A 16212-nucleotide genomic window follows, 5' to 3' on the forward strand; every position below is an offset into this window, starting at 1 on the left:
TGCAGATGGCGAAAAATGCCCTCGTTGCTGGCACTATGCAACCGACATCGGCACGCACGCAGACCACAAAGAAGTATGTGGACGCTGTGTGGAAAATGTTGCAGGCAGTGGTGAAAAACGTTTGTTTGCGTAATCATTCAATGTATTTTAAGGCAGGGGAAACCCTGCTTTAGTTTTTTCACTAATAGATAGACACCTATCTTAAAATTTGCAAAACTTTCCTAGAAAACAACCGCTTGTATTGCTACAAAAAATGCAAAAATCATTCTTTTCCTCTCTTTTATCTCAATGTTTGCTCAAACAGCAATCGCCTTTTCTCCAGAGTGATGCTAACAGCTCAAATTTTCCTATATTTACCAAACCGAAATTGACAAAACCAAATATCTCAAGAACAAATAGTCCTGAAAGTTACGAGTGCCGTTAATGTAAAATCGCTTTATTAATCATTTCGGTGTAAAATAGTCGGCAGTCATTAAAAAAATCGGGAATCATTAATGTTAATTTTGAATAAGCAACGCAAAGCTGAAAAGCTGATAGAAAGTTTACCTTTCTTGCCACAGCAGGCAGAACAGGTGATTTTTCTTAATTCAAGCCAAGCGTTTAAACAGCAAATTTTACAGCTGATTCAAACGGCAAAAAAAAGAATCTATTTGACAGCACTTTATTTTGAAAAGGACGAAGCAGGGCAAGAAATTTTAGCTGCTCTTTATAATGCGAAACGAAGCAATCCGGCTTTAGAGATTAAAATCTTGGTCGATTGGCATAGAGCCCAACGTGGACGTATTGGTGAAGCGGAAAGTCTCTCGAATGCTGATTGGTACACGAAAGTTAAAGCTGAACAAAATCTCCCTGAAGGACAAGAAATTGAGTTCTACGGCGTGCCGATTAATGGGCGAGAAGTGTTTGGCGTATTGCATCTAAAAGGTTTTGTGTTTGACGATACGATTTTGTATAGCGGAGCAAGTATCAACAACGTTTATTTGCATCAGTTAGACCGCTATCGCTACGACCGCTATCACGTTATTGAAAATAAAGCCTTAGCAGATAGTTGGGTAGAATTTATTCAACAACATATTTTATCGAGCAGGGTGGTAAGCCGTTTAGATACGATGAATCGTCCGAAAACTATTGAAATCCGTTCACAGATTAAAGCATTCCGTAAGCAGTTAGGGCGAGAGCAGTATCAATTCAACGGTATTGCGAAAAGCGACGATTTGCTGGTTTCGCCATTATTTGGTTTAGGACGTCGTAGAAATCAGCTCAACAAAGTTATTGAGGCGTTGTTCTACCAAACAGAACAAAAATTAACGATTTGCACGCCTTATTTTAATTTTCCGCTTTCGTTAAGAACTCGTATTGAATGGTTGCTGGCAAACGGCAAATCAGTGGAAATTATTGTGGGCGATAAAACCGCTAATGATTTCTATACCAAGCCTGATGAAAAATTTACGATGGCATCAGCTCTGCCTTATTTGTATGAAAAGAATTTGCGAGCTTTCGCAAAACGGTTAGATTTTTATATTCAAAATCAACAGCTTATTATTCGTTTGTGGAAAGATGGCGAAAATAGCTACCACCTTAAAGGGGTTTGGGTAGATAACCGCTATATTTTGCTCACAGGGAATAATTTAAATCCGCGTGCGTGGCGTTTAGACGCTGAGAATGCGATTTTAATTTCTGACCCGAAAGCAGAGCTAAGTGAAAAAGCAGAAATGGAGTTGAGCCAAATTCGCCAACATACGCAGGTTTTAAGCCATTATAGCGATTTAGAAGTGCTGACAGATTACCCTGAAAATGTGCGTAAATTGCTGAAAAAATTTGGTAGAGTGAAACTCGATAAAATTGTGAAGATGTTATTGTAAAACATTTAATGTAGGGGCGAACCGATGTGTTCGCCCAATTATTAAGGAAAAATATGAGTGAACAAATTTATGGCATTCACGCAGTGAAAGCCTTTTTAGACAATGCTCCGGAGCGTTTAATTGAAGTACTTGTGCTTAAAGGACGTGAAGATAAAAGATTACTGCCGTTGTTAAACGAGCTACAACGCTTGGGTGTTTCCATTCAGCAAGTAAACCGCCAAACGTTAGATAATAAATCGCAAGGTGAAGTACATCAAGGCATTATTGCCCGTGTTGTGCCACAAAAAGAGTTAAATGAGCACGATTTAGAGGCAATTTTGAGCCAAAAGCAAAATCCACTCTTGCTTATTTTAGACGGTGTAACTGATCCACATAATCTTGGTGCGTGCTTACGTACTGCGGATGCAGCCGGTGTAGATGCGGTTATTGTACCGAAGGATAAATCTGCTCAATTGACTTCAATCGCCCGTAAAGTGGCGTGTGGAGCAGCAGAAGTGATGCCACTTATTCGTGTAACCAACCTTGCTCGCACAATGCGTGATTTGCAAGAACGCCACAATGTGTGGATTGTTGGCACGGCAGGTGAAGCCACATCGGGCATTTATGAAGCGAAATTAACCGGCTCAATTGCCTTAGTGATGGGGGCAGAAGGAGACGGAATGCGTCGCCTAACCCGTGAACATTGCGATCAACTCATCAGCATTCCAATGGCTGGTTCGGTGTCATCTCTGAACGTATCGGTTGCAACAGGAGTTTGCTTGTTTGAAATTGTTCGCCAAAAGCTAGCAGCAAAATAGTGAAAAAATAGGGGCATATCACATTATTTGCCCCTATTTTGATTACTTATCTAAATAATCTTCCAAATTAATCACTGTATCACACGATTTCTCAATTAAATAAGGATCGTGGCTCACCAAAATCAAGCTACAATTTCTGGCTCGACATTGGTTTATCAGCAATTCAATCGTTTCTTGCTGCGTGATAGGGTCAAGTCGAGAAGTTACCTCATCAGCAAACAGCAGCACAGGGTCGAGCAATAACGCTCTTAAAATCGCCACACGTTGTAGCTCGCCACCCGACACATTTTCGGCACTGCGTTGTAAAATTTCCGGGTTAAGCGAGAGTTGCTCTAACAAACTTGGAATCGGTAGGCGATCGAGCTTGTGTTTGTTAATCACATCGTCCAATAGCGTTTGCAAGCTCACATTCGGGGCAAATGCCTCGGGCGGATCTTGGTAGAGCTTTAATACCTGGTGCTTTTTGTGGCTTTGGCTGTGCCATTTTACCTCGCCCGATTTTGGTTTTAGCAAACCACATAACACATCGGCAAGGGAGCTTTTTCCAATACCACTATGTCCTACAATGCCTAGCACTTCGCCTTTGTGTAAATCAAAAGAGAGATTGCTAAACAAGGTTTTCTTACCTCTAGCAACACTCAGGTTTTTAACCGAGACAAGCGGTTGTTTTTGGCTCAAATTTTGCAAATCTTGCAATGGCTGCCAATGTTTTGGATCAGCGGCAATTAAGGCTTGGGTATAAGGGTGTTGTGGATTGCTTAATAGAGCTTCCGCCTCGCCTTGTTCCAACAGCTCGCCTTTTTTCATTACCAGTATGTAGCCACCGAGTTGTTCGGCAACTTCAATATCGTGGGTAATGGTTAATAAACCACCACCATTTTGGTAAGCGGATTTTAACAGTTCAATCACTTTGCCTTTGCTAATTGGATCAAGCCCTTTAGTTGGTTCATCTGCCAGTAAAATTTTTCCACCCGCAGCAGTTGCAATTGCAAAAGATGCACGTTGAGCCATTCCGCCCGAAAGTTGGTGAGGATAGCTTTCAACCGATTCACCTAAACCGAGTTTGGTCAAATAGGCTTGGCTTTCGGTTTTTGCTTGAGGCGAAGATTTTCCAGCCACATAGTGAAAACTTTCCCATAATTGCTTACCAATTTCCATAATTGGATTTAGCGAGCGGCGAGGCTCTTGTGGCAGTATTACTAAGGTTTTGCCCCACATTTTTTCAATCTCAGATTGTTGGTTAAAATCAATTTTGCAAGCTTCAACAAAAAATTGACCGCTTGCAATAAGCTCTTCAGGTAAAGCACCCATAATGGCTTGAATTAACAGGCTTTTTCCTGAACCTGTTTCACCTAAAATGGTAATATTTTTGCCTTGTTGCAGTGAAAGTGAAATAGGTTGAACCAGCGTTATACCTTCTTTGGTCTGTACGTTTACATTTTGAATTTCCAGTAACATTATTTCACTCTCCCTGATAATAATTGTAGGCTAAGCACCATCAAAAATACGGCAACTACCGGTTGTAAAAAGATCAATGGAGCTTCGTAGTAATAAGGGAAGAGCTCTGTCATCATTAAGCCGAGCTCCGCTGTAGGTGGGCGTAATCCTACGCTTACAAAGCCGAGTGTTGCGAGGGCTAAAATCGCATTGCCGAGTGAAAAGGCAGATAATGTAGCGATCATTGGCAGTAAACGAGGTAATAAATGGCGTTTGAAGCTATAAAGCCAGCCCATTCCCATTAAGCGAGAGGCTTGAATTTCTGAGCTGTTTGCCATTGTTGAGCTAATGGATCGGATCACACGGAAAAATTCCACCCACATTACCAATGAAATCCCTAAGTAGAGTGTCCAGAACGAACCCGGAGAGAGTGCAGCAAAGAGTAGCACTAATAGTAAGCCAGGCAGAGCCATTACCAAATCACAAATAAAGCTGAAAATGCGGTCGATCCAGCCACCGAAAAAGCCTGCCATAATGCCTGTAATCAAACCTGCCACTAAGGCACAAAATACGCTAAACATCGATAAGCCGAAAGAGAGGCGAATAGCAGAGGAAAGTCGGGCAAGCATATCTCTGCCGAGATGGTCTATGCCGAACCACGCTAATTCATTTGGGCTGGAAAGCGTATTGGCTAAATCTTGAAAGCCGATATCCATCGGGTAAAAATAAGGTTGTAAAAAGGCGAACCCGAGCATAATAAGTAGGATCGTGCCGCCCAAATATTGTGAAGTTGAGATTTTCATTTTGATATCCTATCGCTTAATTCGTGGGTCAATCCAAGCACTGAGCAGATCGGCAAGAGTGTTTAATACAACAAATAATCCACCCATTACTAAGGTTGTACCTTGAATCATCGGTACATCACGGGCAATAATGGCGTGAACCAATGCGTGTCCACTGCCGGGCCAGGCAAATAAACTTTCTACCACCACAACACCTTCAATTAAATAGACAAGCTGTACTGCGTGATAAGCAATAACGGGGACGGCTATGTTTGGTAAACCGTGTCGCACAAAAGTTTTCCAGCGGCTTAGCCCTTTTAATTGCGAGAATTGGTAAAACTCTGCATTTTTCACTTGTACCATCGTAGAGCGGGTTACTCGCACCGAAACCGCACTCAAGCCAATCGCAAGAGTTAATGCGGGTAAAATAAAGTGTTGCCAACTGCCGTATCCGCCTGCAGGCAACCATTTAAGCTGTGCTGAAAAAAGCGTAATTAAGCCAATAGCGATAATAAAAGCTGGCACAGAACGGAATAAGGTACTAAATACCAGCGTCAAGCGATCAAAAAAACCGTTTGGTTTGCGAGCGGCAAGTAGTCCAAGTGTCGGACCAATAAGAATAGCTAAGATAAGTGCCACAATCGCAAGGCTTAAGGTATGCCCGAATTGGTGCTGAATTTCAGCCCAGACGGAATCGCCTGTTACCAACGATTTGCCTAAATTAAACTGCAATAAATCGCCCAACCAACTGAAGTAGCTTTGCCACCAAGGCTGATCTAACTCTAACTCGGCTCGCACTGCTTCAGCAGCCATACTGTCGGCTTGGTCGTAACCATAACGGCTAGCGGCGATACGGTATGCCATATCGCCCGACAGCTGGCGGGTAATAATGAAAGTTAATGTGCCGACTGACCAGACGACTAATAACAACTGAGTAAGGCGGCGGAGTAGGATTTTTAGCATAGGATAATTTTCTATTTATACTCTTTTCTTCGTTAATTTCTACTGCCAAATCTCCCCCTCCCCTCTTTGCTAAAGAGGGGGACTATCGGATATAAATTTATACTTTATCTCTATTTTAATTATCCTAATGAAGGACTTGAATTTAAAATTTACTGGAGATCTATCACCCCTCTTTAGCAAAGAGGGGAGGGGGAGATTTGGCAGTATATATTGGCGAAGTACGAGCGGTTATTTACTTAGTTTTTCCAAATAAAAACGTCTTTCAAATGGGTCAAGTGTCAAACCATTGATGCCTTGATGCCCTACAACAGTTTGTTGATCGTACACAATCGGAATAATCGGCAATTCATCGTGAATAATTTGGCTCACTTGCTGTTTTAATTGCTTCGATTTTTCAGAATCGATTTCTGTTTCAAGTTGTTTTAGAGCGTGATCTAGGCTGTCATTACGCCAGTTCATTGTGCCCCAATCGCTTCCACCGTTAGCAAAGTCTTGCACTAACAAGGCAAACGGATCAAGTGTTTTAGCGTAGTTGAACGCATAAAGTGCCATCTCTAAGGTGCCATTCTGATGTCCTAGCGGAATTTCACTGAAATTACCGACAGACACATTGATATCAACCCCGATTTTCTTCCATTCAGCTTGTAAAATGGTCGCAATAATCGGTAATTCAGGACGATCTGAATAAGTTCTTAAGGTGAAAGTAAACGGCTTGCCCTCTTTGGTTAATTTGCCTTCTGCGTTATATTCATAACCGGAAGCGGTCAAATTTTCCTTAATTTTTGCAATAGTTTCATCGTGGCTTAAGCTTGATTCTGCTGTTGCAACACGCCAGTCGGCAAAGGCTTTAGGTAAAATTTGATCCGCCATTCCGTCTTGGATTTTCAATACTTGCTCAGCAATCGCTTTGCGGTTAATTGCTTGAGATAAGGCTTGGCGAATTGCTAAATCGTTAAAGAACGGTTTCGTAGCATCCATTTTAAGCTGAGTCGTGCGTGCAATAGAGGTATTGATAAGCTGCAAATTTGGATCAGCTTTTAAACGAGCCACGCTTGCTTTATCTAAATTAAACACTAACGACGTTTGATCGCTTTGTGCCATTAAGGTACGGGTTTCACTACGGCTGCTCGCTAAATAATTCGCTTGCTGAAGTTGTGGTTTGTTGCCCCAATATTCATCAAAACGAACGCTTTCTAATTTTTGTGGAGCTTCAATTTTAGTGGCTTTGAATGCACCTGTACCAATTACTTGTGCCACATCACCTTTTTCATCAAAGCTCTCTTCCGCTAAAATTAAGGTAGTGTAGTGTGTTAAGAAAGAAGGAAATGGCACAAAAGATTTCGTTAATTCAAATTGGATTTGGTTGCTATCTAAGGCTTTAATCTCTTTGATAAAGGCTTTTTGCAACACACCAGGCTTTGAAAGTGCAATTTTCAATGATTTTTCGACCGCTTGTGCGGTTAAAGGCTTACCGTTATGAAATTTGGCATCACGCAAGGTGAAAGTCCAAACCGTTGCATCATTATTACTTTCCCACTTCGTTGCCAAACCTTCCACTAATTGACCTTCAAGATTGGCTTCAACTAAAGTTTCAGCAATGTTCATACGTTGGAAAATCACGCCCGATTGGTTTAAATCTAAACTGTTTAATTCCCAAGGGGCAACAACAGTTACAAGCGGTAAAGTTTCCGGATTCTTTTGCGATTGTTCAGGCTGTGCCACCGGTTTCTCTACATTGGCTTGTGTATTTTTATCATCACAAGCTGCAACACAAAATGCTGCCATCGTTAATGGAATTAACCATTTTTTCATTTTATTTTTCTCCATAAAAAAATAAGGGGCTATATAACCGCGAACTTTAGCATATTTCCATAAAAAAAGTAGAGTTTTTTAAGTTGAGTGTTTTAATTGGTTATTTAATAATCGGTATGTAAAATGAGCTCTATTTTTGCACCGGAATTATTTTTACTCCAAAATGGTTGGCGACTTTTCGTTCCTCATTTTGCAAAATCGGCAAGGAATTGACCCGCTTGTTACCAATTACCATTGTTGAACTGCCGCCACCGTCAAGGTTGATGGCTTTAGTGAGTTCAAGTTTGCCGGCAAGTTCAGCCAGTTCATCTACGGTAACGCCACCAAAGGTTAATTGACGTCCCTCCACCACAGCCAAATAGAGCCAGTTTTTCTGCTCGTTCAAGCCAAGCAAAGTGCGAGGGTGTTTATCGTGAAAAATGCTTTGCGAACAGCCGACCTTATCATTTTCCGCACACTCAAATTTCCCGCTTTTAGCGTTATACCAATGCCAACCACTAATTGCTACTTGCCATTTCGGGTTTTGTTTGGAAAGCGTATTTTTTCCCTCGATATTACATTTATTTGCCTTATTGCAGGCGAAAACAACCCGATTACGCACATCGCCATATTTTGACCAACGCTTTCCTTGGCTCACGACCAAGCCAATCGGCGTGTTATCTTTCCAATAAAAGTTGGCGTTGATGGCAACATCTGTTTCATATTTCTGAGCGAATTGAGAAACAGTTGATTCATTATCACTTTTCTGTGAACCAATCAGGTGAATATTTTTGCAATTTAGATCAATACGAGTAATGTGAAATGGTGATTGATTTGAATAATCAATACACTGATTTTCGGCATAAGACAAACTAGAGAAGAGTAGTGATAAGAGGATTAAGAGGCGTTTCATAGGAAAAATAAACGTTTATGGATAAAGTAAGCGGTCGGTTTGCAAAATTTTCTGCAAAATCGACCGCTTGTATTAAAGGATTAATGCTCTCTTGTTTTAAAGAAGGTTACATCAGGATAACGTTCTTGTGCCAAGTTCAAGTTCACCATCGTTGGGGCGATGTAGGTAAGGTTATCGCCGCCGTCTAGGGCTAGGTTTTGTTCATTTTTGCGTTTAAATTCTTCAAATTTTTTCGCATCATCACATTCAACCCAACGGGCAGTTGCCACGTTTACCGTTTCGTAAATTGCCTCAACGTTGTATTCCGATTTTAAACGAGAAACCACCACATCAAACTGTAACACACCGACCGCTCCCACAATTAAATCGTTGTTGATGAGTGGGCGGAAAACTTGCACTGCACCTTCTTCCGAAAGTTGCACTAAGCCTTTAAGCAGTTGTTTTTGTTTGAGCGGATCTTTCAAACGGATACGGCGGAACAGTTCAGGGGCGAAGTTTGGAATACCGGTAAATTTCAGGTTTTCACCTTGCGTGAAGGTATCGCCAATTTGGATTGTGCCGTGATTGTGTAAGCCGATAATATCGCCTGCGTAAGCCTCTTCTGCGTGGGCACGGTCGCCCGCCATAAAGGTTAAGGCGTCAGAAATTACCACGTCTTTGCCGATGCGTACGTGCTTGAGCTTCATTCCTTTTTCATATTTGCCGGAAACCACACGCATAAAGGCAACTCGGTCGCGGTGTTTTGGATCCATATTCGCTTGGATTTTAAACACGAAACCGCTGAATTTTTCTTCGCTTGCCTCAACGGTACGGCTGTCAGATTCACGAGCTTGCGGAGCCGGAGCCCATTCGGTTAAACCGTCTAAGAAGTGGTTTACCCCGAAGTTGCCTAACGCTGTTCCGAAGAATACAGGGGTTAATTCGCCGTTGATGAAAGCCTCGTGTTCAAATTCGTGTGATGCACCTTGTACCAATTCCAACTCATCACGCAGTTGTTGGGCTAAATCATCGCCAACCGCTTGATCTAACTCTGGATTATCTAATCCTTTAATAATACGCACTTCTTGAATGGTATGCCCTTGACCTGTTTGGTAAAGGTAAGTTTCATCTTTATAAATGTGGTAAACCCCTTTGAACAACTTACCGCAACCGATTGGCCACGTGATCGGTGCACAGTTGATTTTCAATACGCTTTCCACTTCGTCCAATAATTCCATTGGATCACGAATATCACGGTCAAGCTTATTCATAAAGGTCAAGATCGGCGTATCACGCAAGCGAGTAACTTCCATTAATTTAATGGTACGTTCCTCAACCCCTTTTGCCGAGTCGATTACCATCAAGCAGCTATCTACAGCGGTTAAAGTGCGGTAAGTATCTTCCGAGAAGTCTTCGTGTCCGGGCGTGTCGAGCAAGTTCACCAAGCAATCATTGTAAGGGAATTGCATAACAGAGGTGGTAATGGAAATCCCACGTTGTTTTTCCATCTCCATCCAGTCGGATTTGGCGTGTTGTGCCGAGCCTTTGCCTTTTACCGAGCCTGCGGTTTGAATCGCATTTCCGTATAAAAGTACTTTTTCGGTAATGGTGGTTTTACCCGCGTCGGGATGGGAAATAATCGCAAAGGTGCGGCGTTTATTAACTTCTTGTGGATATGACATTTTTTTCTCAATAAATTAAAAATAAAAGGGCGGAAAGACCGCCGAAAATTCGCTGATATTTTCGCTGATTTGAGGCAAGAGGGCAAGCGGTTAAATTTTTCCGAAAAATTGTAAAAAAGCAGATCAAAACGACCGCTTGCTTTTTGAACTTTGGCACAATACAGGGTAGAATAGCGAACTTTTACTCTCGGATTATATTGATAATGAAAAAATTACTTCCAGTATTGATTGCGGCAATGGTGCTGAGTGCTTGTTCCTCCCAGCCTGCTAAGAAACCTAGCCCTCGCATTAAAGCGAAAGCGGCTTATATCCCCACTGAAAATTCAGCTTATGTGGTGTTTGATTTAAAACAGAAAAAATTTTTAGAAGGGAAGAACTTTAACTTAGTTCGCCCGATTGCTTCTGTAACTAAATTGATGACAGCAGTCGTTTTCTTGGAAGAAAACCGCTACGGCTCAAGCTGCCAAACGCAAATTTTGCCTTCAGATGCGGATTTCATTAAAGGCACAACCAGCCCGTTACCAAAGAATACTAACATTGCCTGTGGTGAATTATTAAAAGCGATGTTAGTGCGTTCGGATAATTATGCGGCACACGCACTGGCTCACGCTACTCACTTAAATAAAGCCCAATTTTTGGCTCGAATGAACAGCAAAGCCCGTGAAATCGGAATGACTCAAACCTACTTTGGAGATAGTTCAGGCTTATCTGCGGATAATGTTTCAACTGTGGTTGATTTAGCAAAATTGGCGGGTTATGCCGCAAGTAAACCTGAAATTCAGCAGCTTTCTAATTCACCATTAGTGAGTGTTTATGCAGGCGGTCGCTATTTCTCAATGAAAAATACTAACAGTATGGTGCGTTCTCAATCTTACCAAGCGTTAGTAAGCAAAACCGGCTATACTCGTGAGGCTGGTTATAATTTAGCCTTTATTGCCAAAGGCGATTGCAGAGGCAAGCGAATTGGTGTGGTAAGTTTAAACAATGATAACGCTGCTTCACGCACCGATTTTACTGAATCGATGTTGGCGAAATATCAATGTGTGCCAAATCCGTATAGACAATATGATTAATGGTTACCTTGAGAAAATAGCGGTTTTTCTCTACAATATTGCCTTTTAATTTAGAGAATTGAGACAACATTGTGTCAGAAATTAAATTGATTGTCGGGCTTGCCAACCCCGGAGCAAAATATGAAGAGACTCGTCATAATGCAGGCGAGTGGCTGATTAACGAACTTGCTCGAATGTATAATGTGATCCTAAAAGAAGAGGCTAAATATTTCGGTAAAGTGGCTAAAATTAATACTGCTCAAGGCGAAGTGCGTTTGTTAGTGCCGACCACTTTTATGAATTTAAGTGGCAAAGCAGTAGGAGCGTTAGCAAATTTTTATCGCATCAAACCAGAAGAAATTTTGGTGGCTCACGATGAGCTAGATCTTCCGCCCGGTTCAGTTAAGTTGAAAAAAGGTGGCGGACACGGCGGACACAACGGCTTGAAAGATATTATTGCCGCCCTTGGCAATAATAAAGAGTTCTACCGTGTGCGAATCGGGATTGGACATCCGGGGCATAAAGATATGGTGGCTGCTTATGTTTTAGGTAAGCCTTCACCGAGCGATCAGACATTACTGAATAGTGCGGTGGATGAAGCTGCACGTTGCGTAGAGATTTTATTTAAAGACGGAATGGTTAAGGCAACTAACCGTTTAAATGGTTTTAAAGCATAAAATGTAGGGGCGAATTGCAATTCGCCCTCTTCTCACCCTTGATAGAGCAAATTGCAATTTGCTCCTACAAGCGGTCAAATTTTCACAAAATTTTGTAATTTAAAGGAACAAAAAATGGGATTTAAATGTGGTATTGTGGGTTTGCCAAACGTGGGTAAATCAACACTTTTCAACGCATTAACAAAAGCAGGTATCGAGGCGGCGAACTATCCGTTCTGTACGATTGAGCCAAACACCGGTGTTGTGCCAATGCCAGATCCTCGCTTAGATGCGTTGGCGGAAATCGTGAAACCTGAGCGTGTTTTACCCACCACAATGGAATTTGTGGATATTGCGGGCTTGGTTGCTGGTGCGAGTAAAGGCGAAGGTTTGGGTAACAAATTCTTGGCAAATATTCGTGAAACCGATGCAATCGGGCACGTTGTGCGTTGTTTTGAAAATGATGACATCGTTCACGTGGCAGGCAAAATTGACCCGGCAGACGATATCGAAATTATCAACACCGAATTAGCCCTCGCAGATTTAGACAGCTGCGAACGTGCGATTCAGCGTTTACAAAAACGTGCAAAAGGTGGCGATAAAGAGGCGAAATTTGAGCTATCCATTATGGAAAAAATTCTGCCGGTGCTTGAAAATGCCGGAATGATTCGCTCTGTTGATTTAGATAAAGATGAATTGCATGCCATCAAAGGTTACAATTTCTTAACCTTAAAACCGACAATGTACATCGCTAACGTAAACGAAGATGGTTTTGAAAACAACCCATATCTTGATCGTGTGCGTGAAATTGCCGAAAAAGAAGGGGCGGTGGTAGTGCCGGTGTGTGCGGCGATTGAATCGGAAATTGCAGAACTGGATGACGAAGAAAAAGTGGAATTTCTGCAGGATTTAGGCATTGAAGAGCCTGGCTTGAATCGTGTAATTCGTGCCGGTTATGCGTTGTTAAATCTTCAAACTTACTTCACTGCAGGGGTGAAAGAAGTGCGTGCTTGGACAGTTTCAGTAGGGGCAACTGCACCAAAAGCGGCGGCAGTAATCCATACTGACTTTGAGAAAGGTTTTATCCGTGCAGAAGTGATTGCTTACCAAGACTTCATTGATAACAAAGGCGAAGCCGGTGCAAAAGAAGCCGGTAAATGGCGTTTGGAAGGGAAAGAGTATATCGTTCAAGACGGCGATGTAATGCACTTCCGTTTCAATGTGTAATTTGTAAAATTCAGTAGAAAAAAGACCGCTTGCAAGCGGTCTTTTTTTGTTAATTAATTGCGTATTGAATGGTTACAACCAAGCGGACTTTTTTGTCGATGGTTGAAGTATCATAACTGCCACCATAGCTATCATCACTATCTTCAGTATTTGGGTGGGCGGCTTGATTTAATATCAAATGAACCTTGTGATGCGGAGCGTAATAAGCCGACTTTCACATTGCTGGTTTTGGCAAATTCTTCTGCTCGCACGTAGGCATCTTGGGTTGCTTTAGCAATTAAATCACGTTTGATTTCTTCCAAATTCTCTAAATAATAATCGGGCTGGCTAAAATCAATGGCTTCGTTTTCAGCCCGTAAGAATTGGATTTTTGATAATCCGTTTTGTAATTTGGCTAGGTCTTTGGTTGAAAGCACAATAGAACGTGTTGCGTTATAACCATTTTGACGAGAGCGATCTTTGCCAAACTCATCTACATAGTACTCTGTTCTCTCATTCACGGAAAGCTCGGTAATTTCACGTTCTCCATCCACAAAACCTTGTTCTTTTAAAAACTTAACGGCTTGATTTAAGTTTTGCTGATTAGCTTTCATCGCATCGTTATAAGTTAAGCCCCAACCGAAAATAGATACCCGCCAAGTACCTAGTGTCGCTTTATGCTCAGCTTCGGGCAAGTCCTTTTACGGTAATCACACCTGTTTGTTGTAAATTTTTAAATTGATGTCCAAGAATAAAGGCTGCTGCCATCAAACCTATGGCTAAAATAACACCAAAAATGGCAAGATAGCGGTTATTAGAGGTTAAAGACATAACATTTCCTTAAAGAGTAAAATAATTCCGACTGATTATACTTGATGGAATTGTAAAAATAGATAACAAGCGGTTAAATTTTATAAAAATTTTGCAAAATAAGCTCCAAATGAATAACTATTGGGAGTTATTCATAAAAAATTTAGGCTTTTTTTTAATCATACGCACCCTAAAAATTTGAATTAGATCACAAATTTACAACAAGTTAGTTACATCGCTTTTTTTAATCTGTAGAATGCTTAACCAGTCCGACCACTCAGGTCATTTTATAATCATAAATGAGGTGTTCTATGGCTCTTTTTCTGAGCATTTTCCCAATTGTTTTACTGATTTATTTAATGGTAAAACGCAATGCGTTGCCGTCTTATGTGGCTCTTCCACTGACAGCTTTACTTATTTTTATTCTTCAACTTACCTATTTTGGTAACGATGTTACATTAGTCTTTGCAAATATTATTGCAGGTTTAGGTGATGTATTAACGCCGATTACTGTAGTATTCGGTGCAATTTTATTTAACCGTTTCTCTGAAGTGTCCGGTGCAACTAACACAATGCGTAAATGGTTGGGAGCAATCAATCCAAACCCGGTTGCACAGTTAATGATTATCGGTTGGGCATTTGCATTTATGATTGAAGGTGCATCCGGTTTCGGTACGCCTGCTGCTATTGCGGCTCCAATCTTAGTTGGTTTAGGTTTTAAACCATTACAAGTAGCTATGTTAGCGTTAGTGATGAACTCTGTACCGGTTTCATTTGGTGCAGTAGGTACGCCAACGTGGTTCGGTATGGGACCATTATTAAAAGATGGTTTATTAAGTGATGCACAAGTGCTTGAAATCGGCTCTATAACCGCTCTAATTCACTCAATTGCGGCATTCATTATTCCAATTATGGCATTGCGTTTAATTGTAAGCTGGAAAGAAATTCGTCAGAATATTGTGTTTATCTACATTAGTATTCTAGCTTGTGTTGTGCCTTACTTTATTATTGCTCAATTTAACTATGAATTCCCTTCATTAGTGGCAGGTGCAATTGGTTTATTGGTTTCTGTATTTGTAGCAAATGCAGGTATTGGTTTAGCGAAAACTGAGAATAATCTTGCAGGCGAAAAAGCAACTTTTGGTGAAGTAGCGAAAGCATTATTACCAACAGGTTTGTTAATCTTCATCTTAGTGATTACCCGTATTCAACAACTTCCACTTAAAGCGTGGTTAAATGATGCGACGACTTGGATTGCAAGTTCACTAGGTTTTGCTAACTTTGAAATCAGCCAAGGTTTGATTTTCGCACTGAAAAATATTTTAGGCACGAACGTTGCAACCAGCTATAAGTTACTTTATGTACCGGCATTAATTCCGTTTGTGATTACGGTATTAATCTGCTTACCGATTTTCTCGGTATCCGCTAGAAATACCAAAGATATTTTCGGTACATCGTTAAGCCAAGTTAAAAAACCATTTTTAGCCCTTTTAGGTGCAATTATTATGGTAAAATTAATGTTGATTGGTGGCTCAGAGTCAATGGTACAAGTTATCGGTAGAAGTTTTGCAGAGTTCACAGGTCAATCTTGGACATTATTTGCGTCATTCTTAGGTGCAATCGGTGCGTTCTTCTCAGGTTCTAACACGGTATCTAACTTAACCTTCGGTACAGTACAATACGCAACAGCACAACAAGTTGGTTTATCAGTAACCCTAATCTTAGCATTACAATCTGTAGGTGGTGCAATGGGTAATATGGTGTGTATCAATAACATTGTTGCGGTATGTTCAGTAACAGGTATCGAAAAACAAGAGGGTACTATCATTAAGAAAACGGTTGTTCCGATGGTTGTATATGGTGTAATTGCCGCAGTTGCTGCACTATTAATAGTACCAATCTTCTATAATGTGTAACCGGATAGTTAATATCTAATGAAGATAAAAAGGAAGCGGTCAGATTTTGCTGATGTTTTGCAAATCGCCCTTCCTTTCTCTGTCTTAAAAAGGGCAGTCTGAGTTTAATTCTTATTTTTATTTTTATTTTTATTTTTATTGTGGGGTTCTTTATGAACGTTAATTTCTATGTAACCTGCATTGCAGATGTGATGAAAGCAGGGGTTGCGAAAAACTCCGTACTTTTATTGGAAAAATTAGGTTGTAAAATCACCTTTTTAGAAAAGCAGGGGTGCTGTGGGCAACCTGCAATTAATAGTGGATATACAAAGCAAGCTTTATCGGGTATGAAAAACTTGGTAGAAACCTTTGAAGCAAATGATTACC

17 protein-coding genes are annotated in these 16212 nt (G+C 41.0%); 8 read left to right on the plus strand and 9 right to left on the minus strand.

The features are described 5' to 3' along the window. The 3 genes from ACJHV0_RS08535 to rlmB form a co-directional block, all read left to right on the plus strand. Positions 1 to 133, plus strand: a 133-nt coding sequence (locus ACJHV0_RS08535) for a zinc finger domain-containing protein (RefSeq protein ID WP_483133936.1), incomplete at its 5' end; no start/stop codon positions are given. A 361-nt stretch (positions 134 to 494) separates the two neighbouring features. Then, entirely contained in the window at positions 495 to 1862 is a 1368-nt protein-coding gene (pssA, locus tag ACJHV0_RS08540; RefSeq protein WP_483133924.1) for a CDP-diacylglycerol--serine O-phosphatidyltransferase, read from the plus strand. A gap of 53 nt (positions 1863 to 1915) precedes the next feature. Then, positions 1916 to 2659: a 23S rRNA (guanosine(2251)-2'-O)-methyltransferase RlmB gene (gene rlmB, locus ACJHV0_RS08545; RefSeq protein WP_025236673.1), complete on the plus strand. Its 744-nt coding sequence runs from the start codon at positions 1916 to 1918 to the stop codon at positions 2657 to 2659. Between the two features lie 42 nt (positions 2660 to 2701). On the opposite strand, the gene ACJHV0_RS08550 is transcribed toward rlmB, so the two are convergent. The 6 genes from ACJHV0_RS08550 to prfC form a co-directional block, all read right to left on the minus strand. Continuing rightward, positions 2702 to 4120 carry an ABC transporter ATP-binding protein gene (locus tag ACJHV0_RS08550; protein ID WP_483133937.1) on the minus strand — a complete coding sequence of 473 codons (1419 nt, stop codon included), beginning with the start codon at positions 4118 to 4120 and terminating at the stop codon, positions 2702 to 2704. Further along, complete coding sequence (locus ACJHV0_RS08555) at positions 4117 to 4899, minus strand: ABC transporter permease (protein WP_483133925.1); 783 nt, start codon at positions 4897 to 4899, stop codon at positions 4117 to 4119. The genes ACJHV0_RS08550 and ACJHV0_RS08555 overlap by 4 nt, the downstream gene beginning before the upstream one ends. A 9-nt stretch (positions 4900 to 4908) precedes the next feature. After that, on the minus strand, positions 4909 to 5841 hold the full coding sequence (locus ACJHV0_RS08560; RefSeq protein ID WP_483133926.1) for an ABC transporter permease: 933 nt from the start codon (positions 5839 to 5841) through the stop codon (positions 4909 to 4911). Positions 5842 to 6069: 228 nt separating this feature from the next. Further along, complete coding sequence (locus ACJHV0_RS08565; RefSeq protein WP_483133927.1) at positions 6070 to 7653, minus strand: ABC transporter substrate-binding protein; 1584 nt, start codon at positions 7651 to 7653, stop codon at positions 6070 to 6072. Positions 7654 to 7783: 130 nt separating this feature from the next. Then, positions 7784 to 8545 (minus strand): phosphodiester glycosidase family protein, encoded by a 762-nt coding sequence (locus ACJHV0_RS08570; RefSeq protein WP_483133928.1) that lies wholly within the window; start codon positions 8543 to 8545, stop codon positions 7784 to 7786. An 80-nt stretch (positions 8546 to 8625) separates the two neighbouring features. Next, complete coding sequence (prfC, locus tag ACJHV0_RS08575; protein WP_483133929.1) at positions 8626 to 10206, minus strand: peptide chain release factor 3; 1581 nt, start codon at positions 10204 to 10206, stop codon at positions 8626 to 8628. Positions 10207 to 10409: 203 nt separating this feature from the next. On the opposite strand from prfC, the gene ACJHV0_RS08580 reads away from it, so the two are divergent. The 3 genes from ACJHV0_RS08580 (at position 10410) to ychF (ending at position 13141) form a co-directional block, all read left to right on the plus strand. Then, entirely contained in the window at positions 10410 to 11279 is an 870-nt protein-coding gene (locus tag ACJHV0_RS08580) for a D-alanyl-D-alanine carboxypeptidase family protein (RefSeq protein WP_235068745.1), read from the plus strand. 71 nt (positions 11280 to 11350) lie between these two features. After that, a complete protein-coding gene (pth, locus tag ACJHV0_RS08585) occupies positions 11351 to 11935 on the plus strand; it encodes an aminoacyl-tRNA hydrolase (protein WP_483133930.1) in 585 nt (194 codons plus the stop codon). 114 nt (positions 11936 to 12049) lie between these two features. Next, positions 12050 to 13141, plus strand: a complete 1092-nt coding sequence (gene ychF / locus ACJHV0_RS08590) for a redox-regulated ATPase YchF (RefSeq protein WP_483133931.1) — start codon at positions 12050 to 12052, stop codon at positions 13139 to 13141. A 49-nt stretch (positions 13142 to 13190) separates the two neighbouring features. Here the strand turns inward: ychF and ACJHV0_RS08595 are convergent, their stop codons facing one another. Genes ACJHV0_RS08595 through ACJHV0_RS08605 form a run of 3 tightly spaced genes read right to left on the minus strand, consistent with a single transcriptional unit; the run spans position 13191 to position 13951 of the window. Continuing rightward, positions 13191 to 13319, minus strand: a complete 129-nt coding sequence (locus ACJHV0_RS08595; protein ID WP_483133932.1) for a hypothetical protein — start codon at positions 13317 to 13319, stop codon at positions 13191 to 13193. Further along, positions 13285 to 13815 (minus strand): SIMPL domain-containing protein, encoded by a 531-nt coding sequence (locus ACJHV0_RS08600; RefSeq protein ID WP_483133933.1) that lies wholly within the window; start codon positions 13813 to 13815, stop codon positions 13285 to 13287. The genes ACJHV0_RS08595 and ACJHV0_RS08600 overlap by 35 nt, the downstream gene beginning before the upstream one ends. After that, entirely contained in the window at positions 13802 to 13951 is a 150-nt protein-coding gene (locus ACJHV0_RS08605; protein WP_483133934.1) for a hypothetical protein, read from the minus strand. Before ACJHV0_RS08605 ends, ACJHV0_RS08600 begins: the two co-directional genes overlap by 14 nt. Before the next feature lie 290 nt (positions 13952 to 14241). Between ACJHV0_RS08605 and ACJHV0_RS08610 the strand changes: the two genes are divergently transcribed. Both ACJHV0_RS08610 and ACJHV0_RS08615 read left to right on the plus strand, forming a co-directional pair. Continuing rightward, positions 14242 to 15846, plus strand: coding sequence for an L-lactate permease (locus tag ACJHV0_RS08610; protein ID WP_025236662.1), 1605 nt, complete (start codon positions 14242 to 14244; stop codon positions 15844 to 15846). Positions 15847 to 15998: 152 nt separating this feature from the next. Beyond that, positions 15999 to 16212: heterodisulfide reductase-related iron-sulfur binding cluster (locus ACJHV0_RS08615; RefSeq protein WP_483133935.1), on the plus strand; the 214-nt coding region annotated here is incomplete at its 3' end.

Source organism: Mannheimia sp. (genome assembly GCF_056854775.1).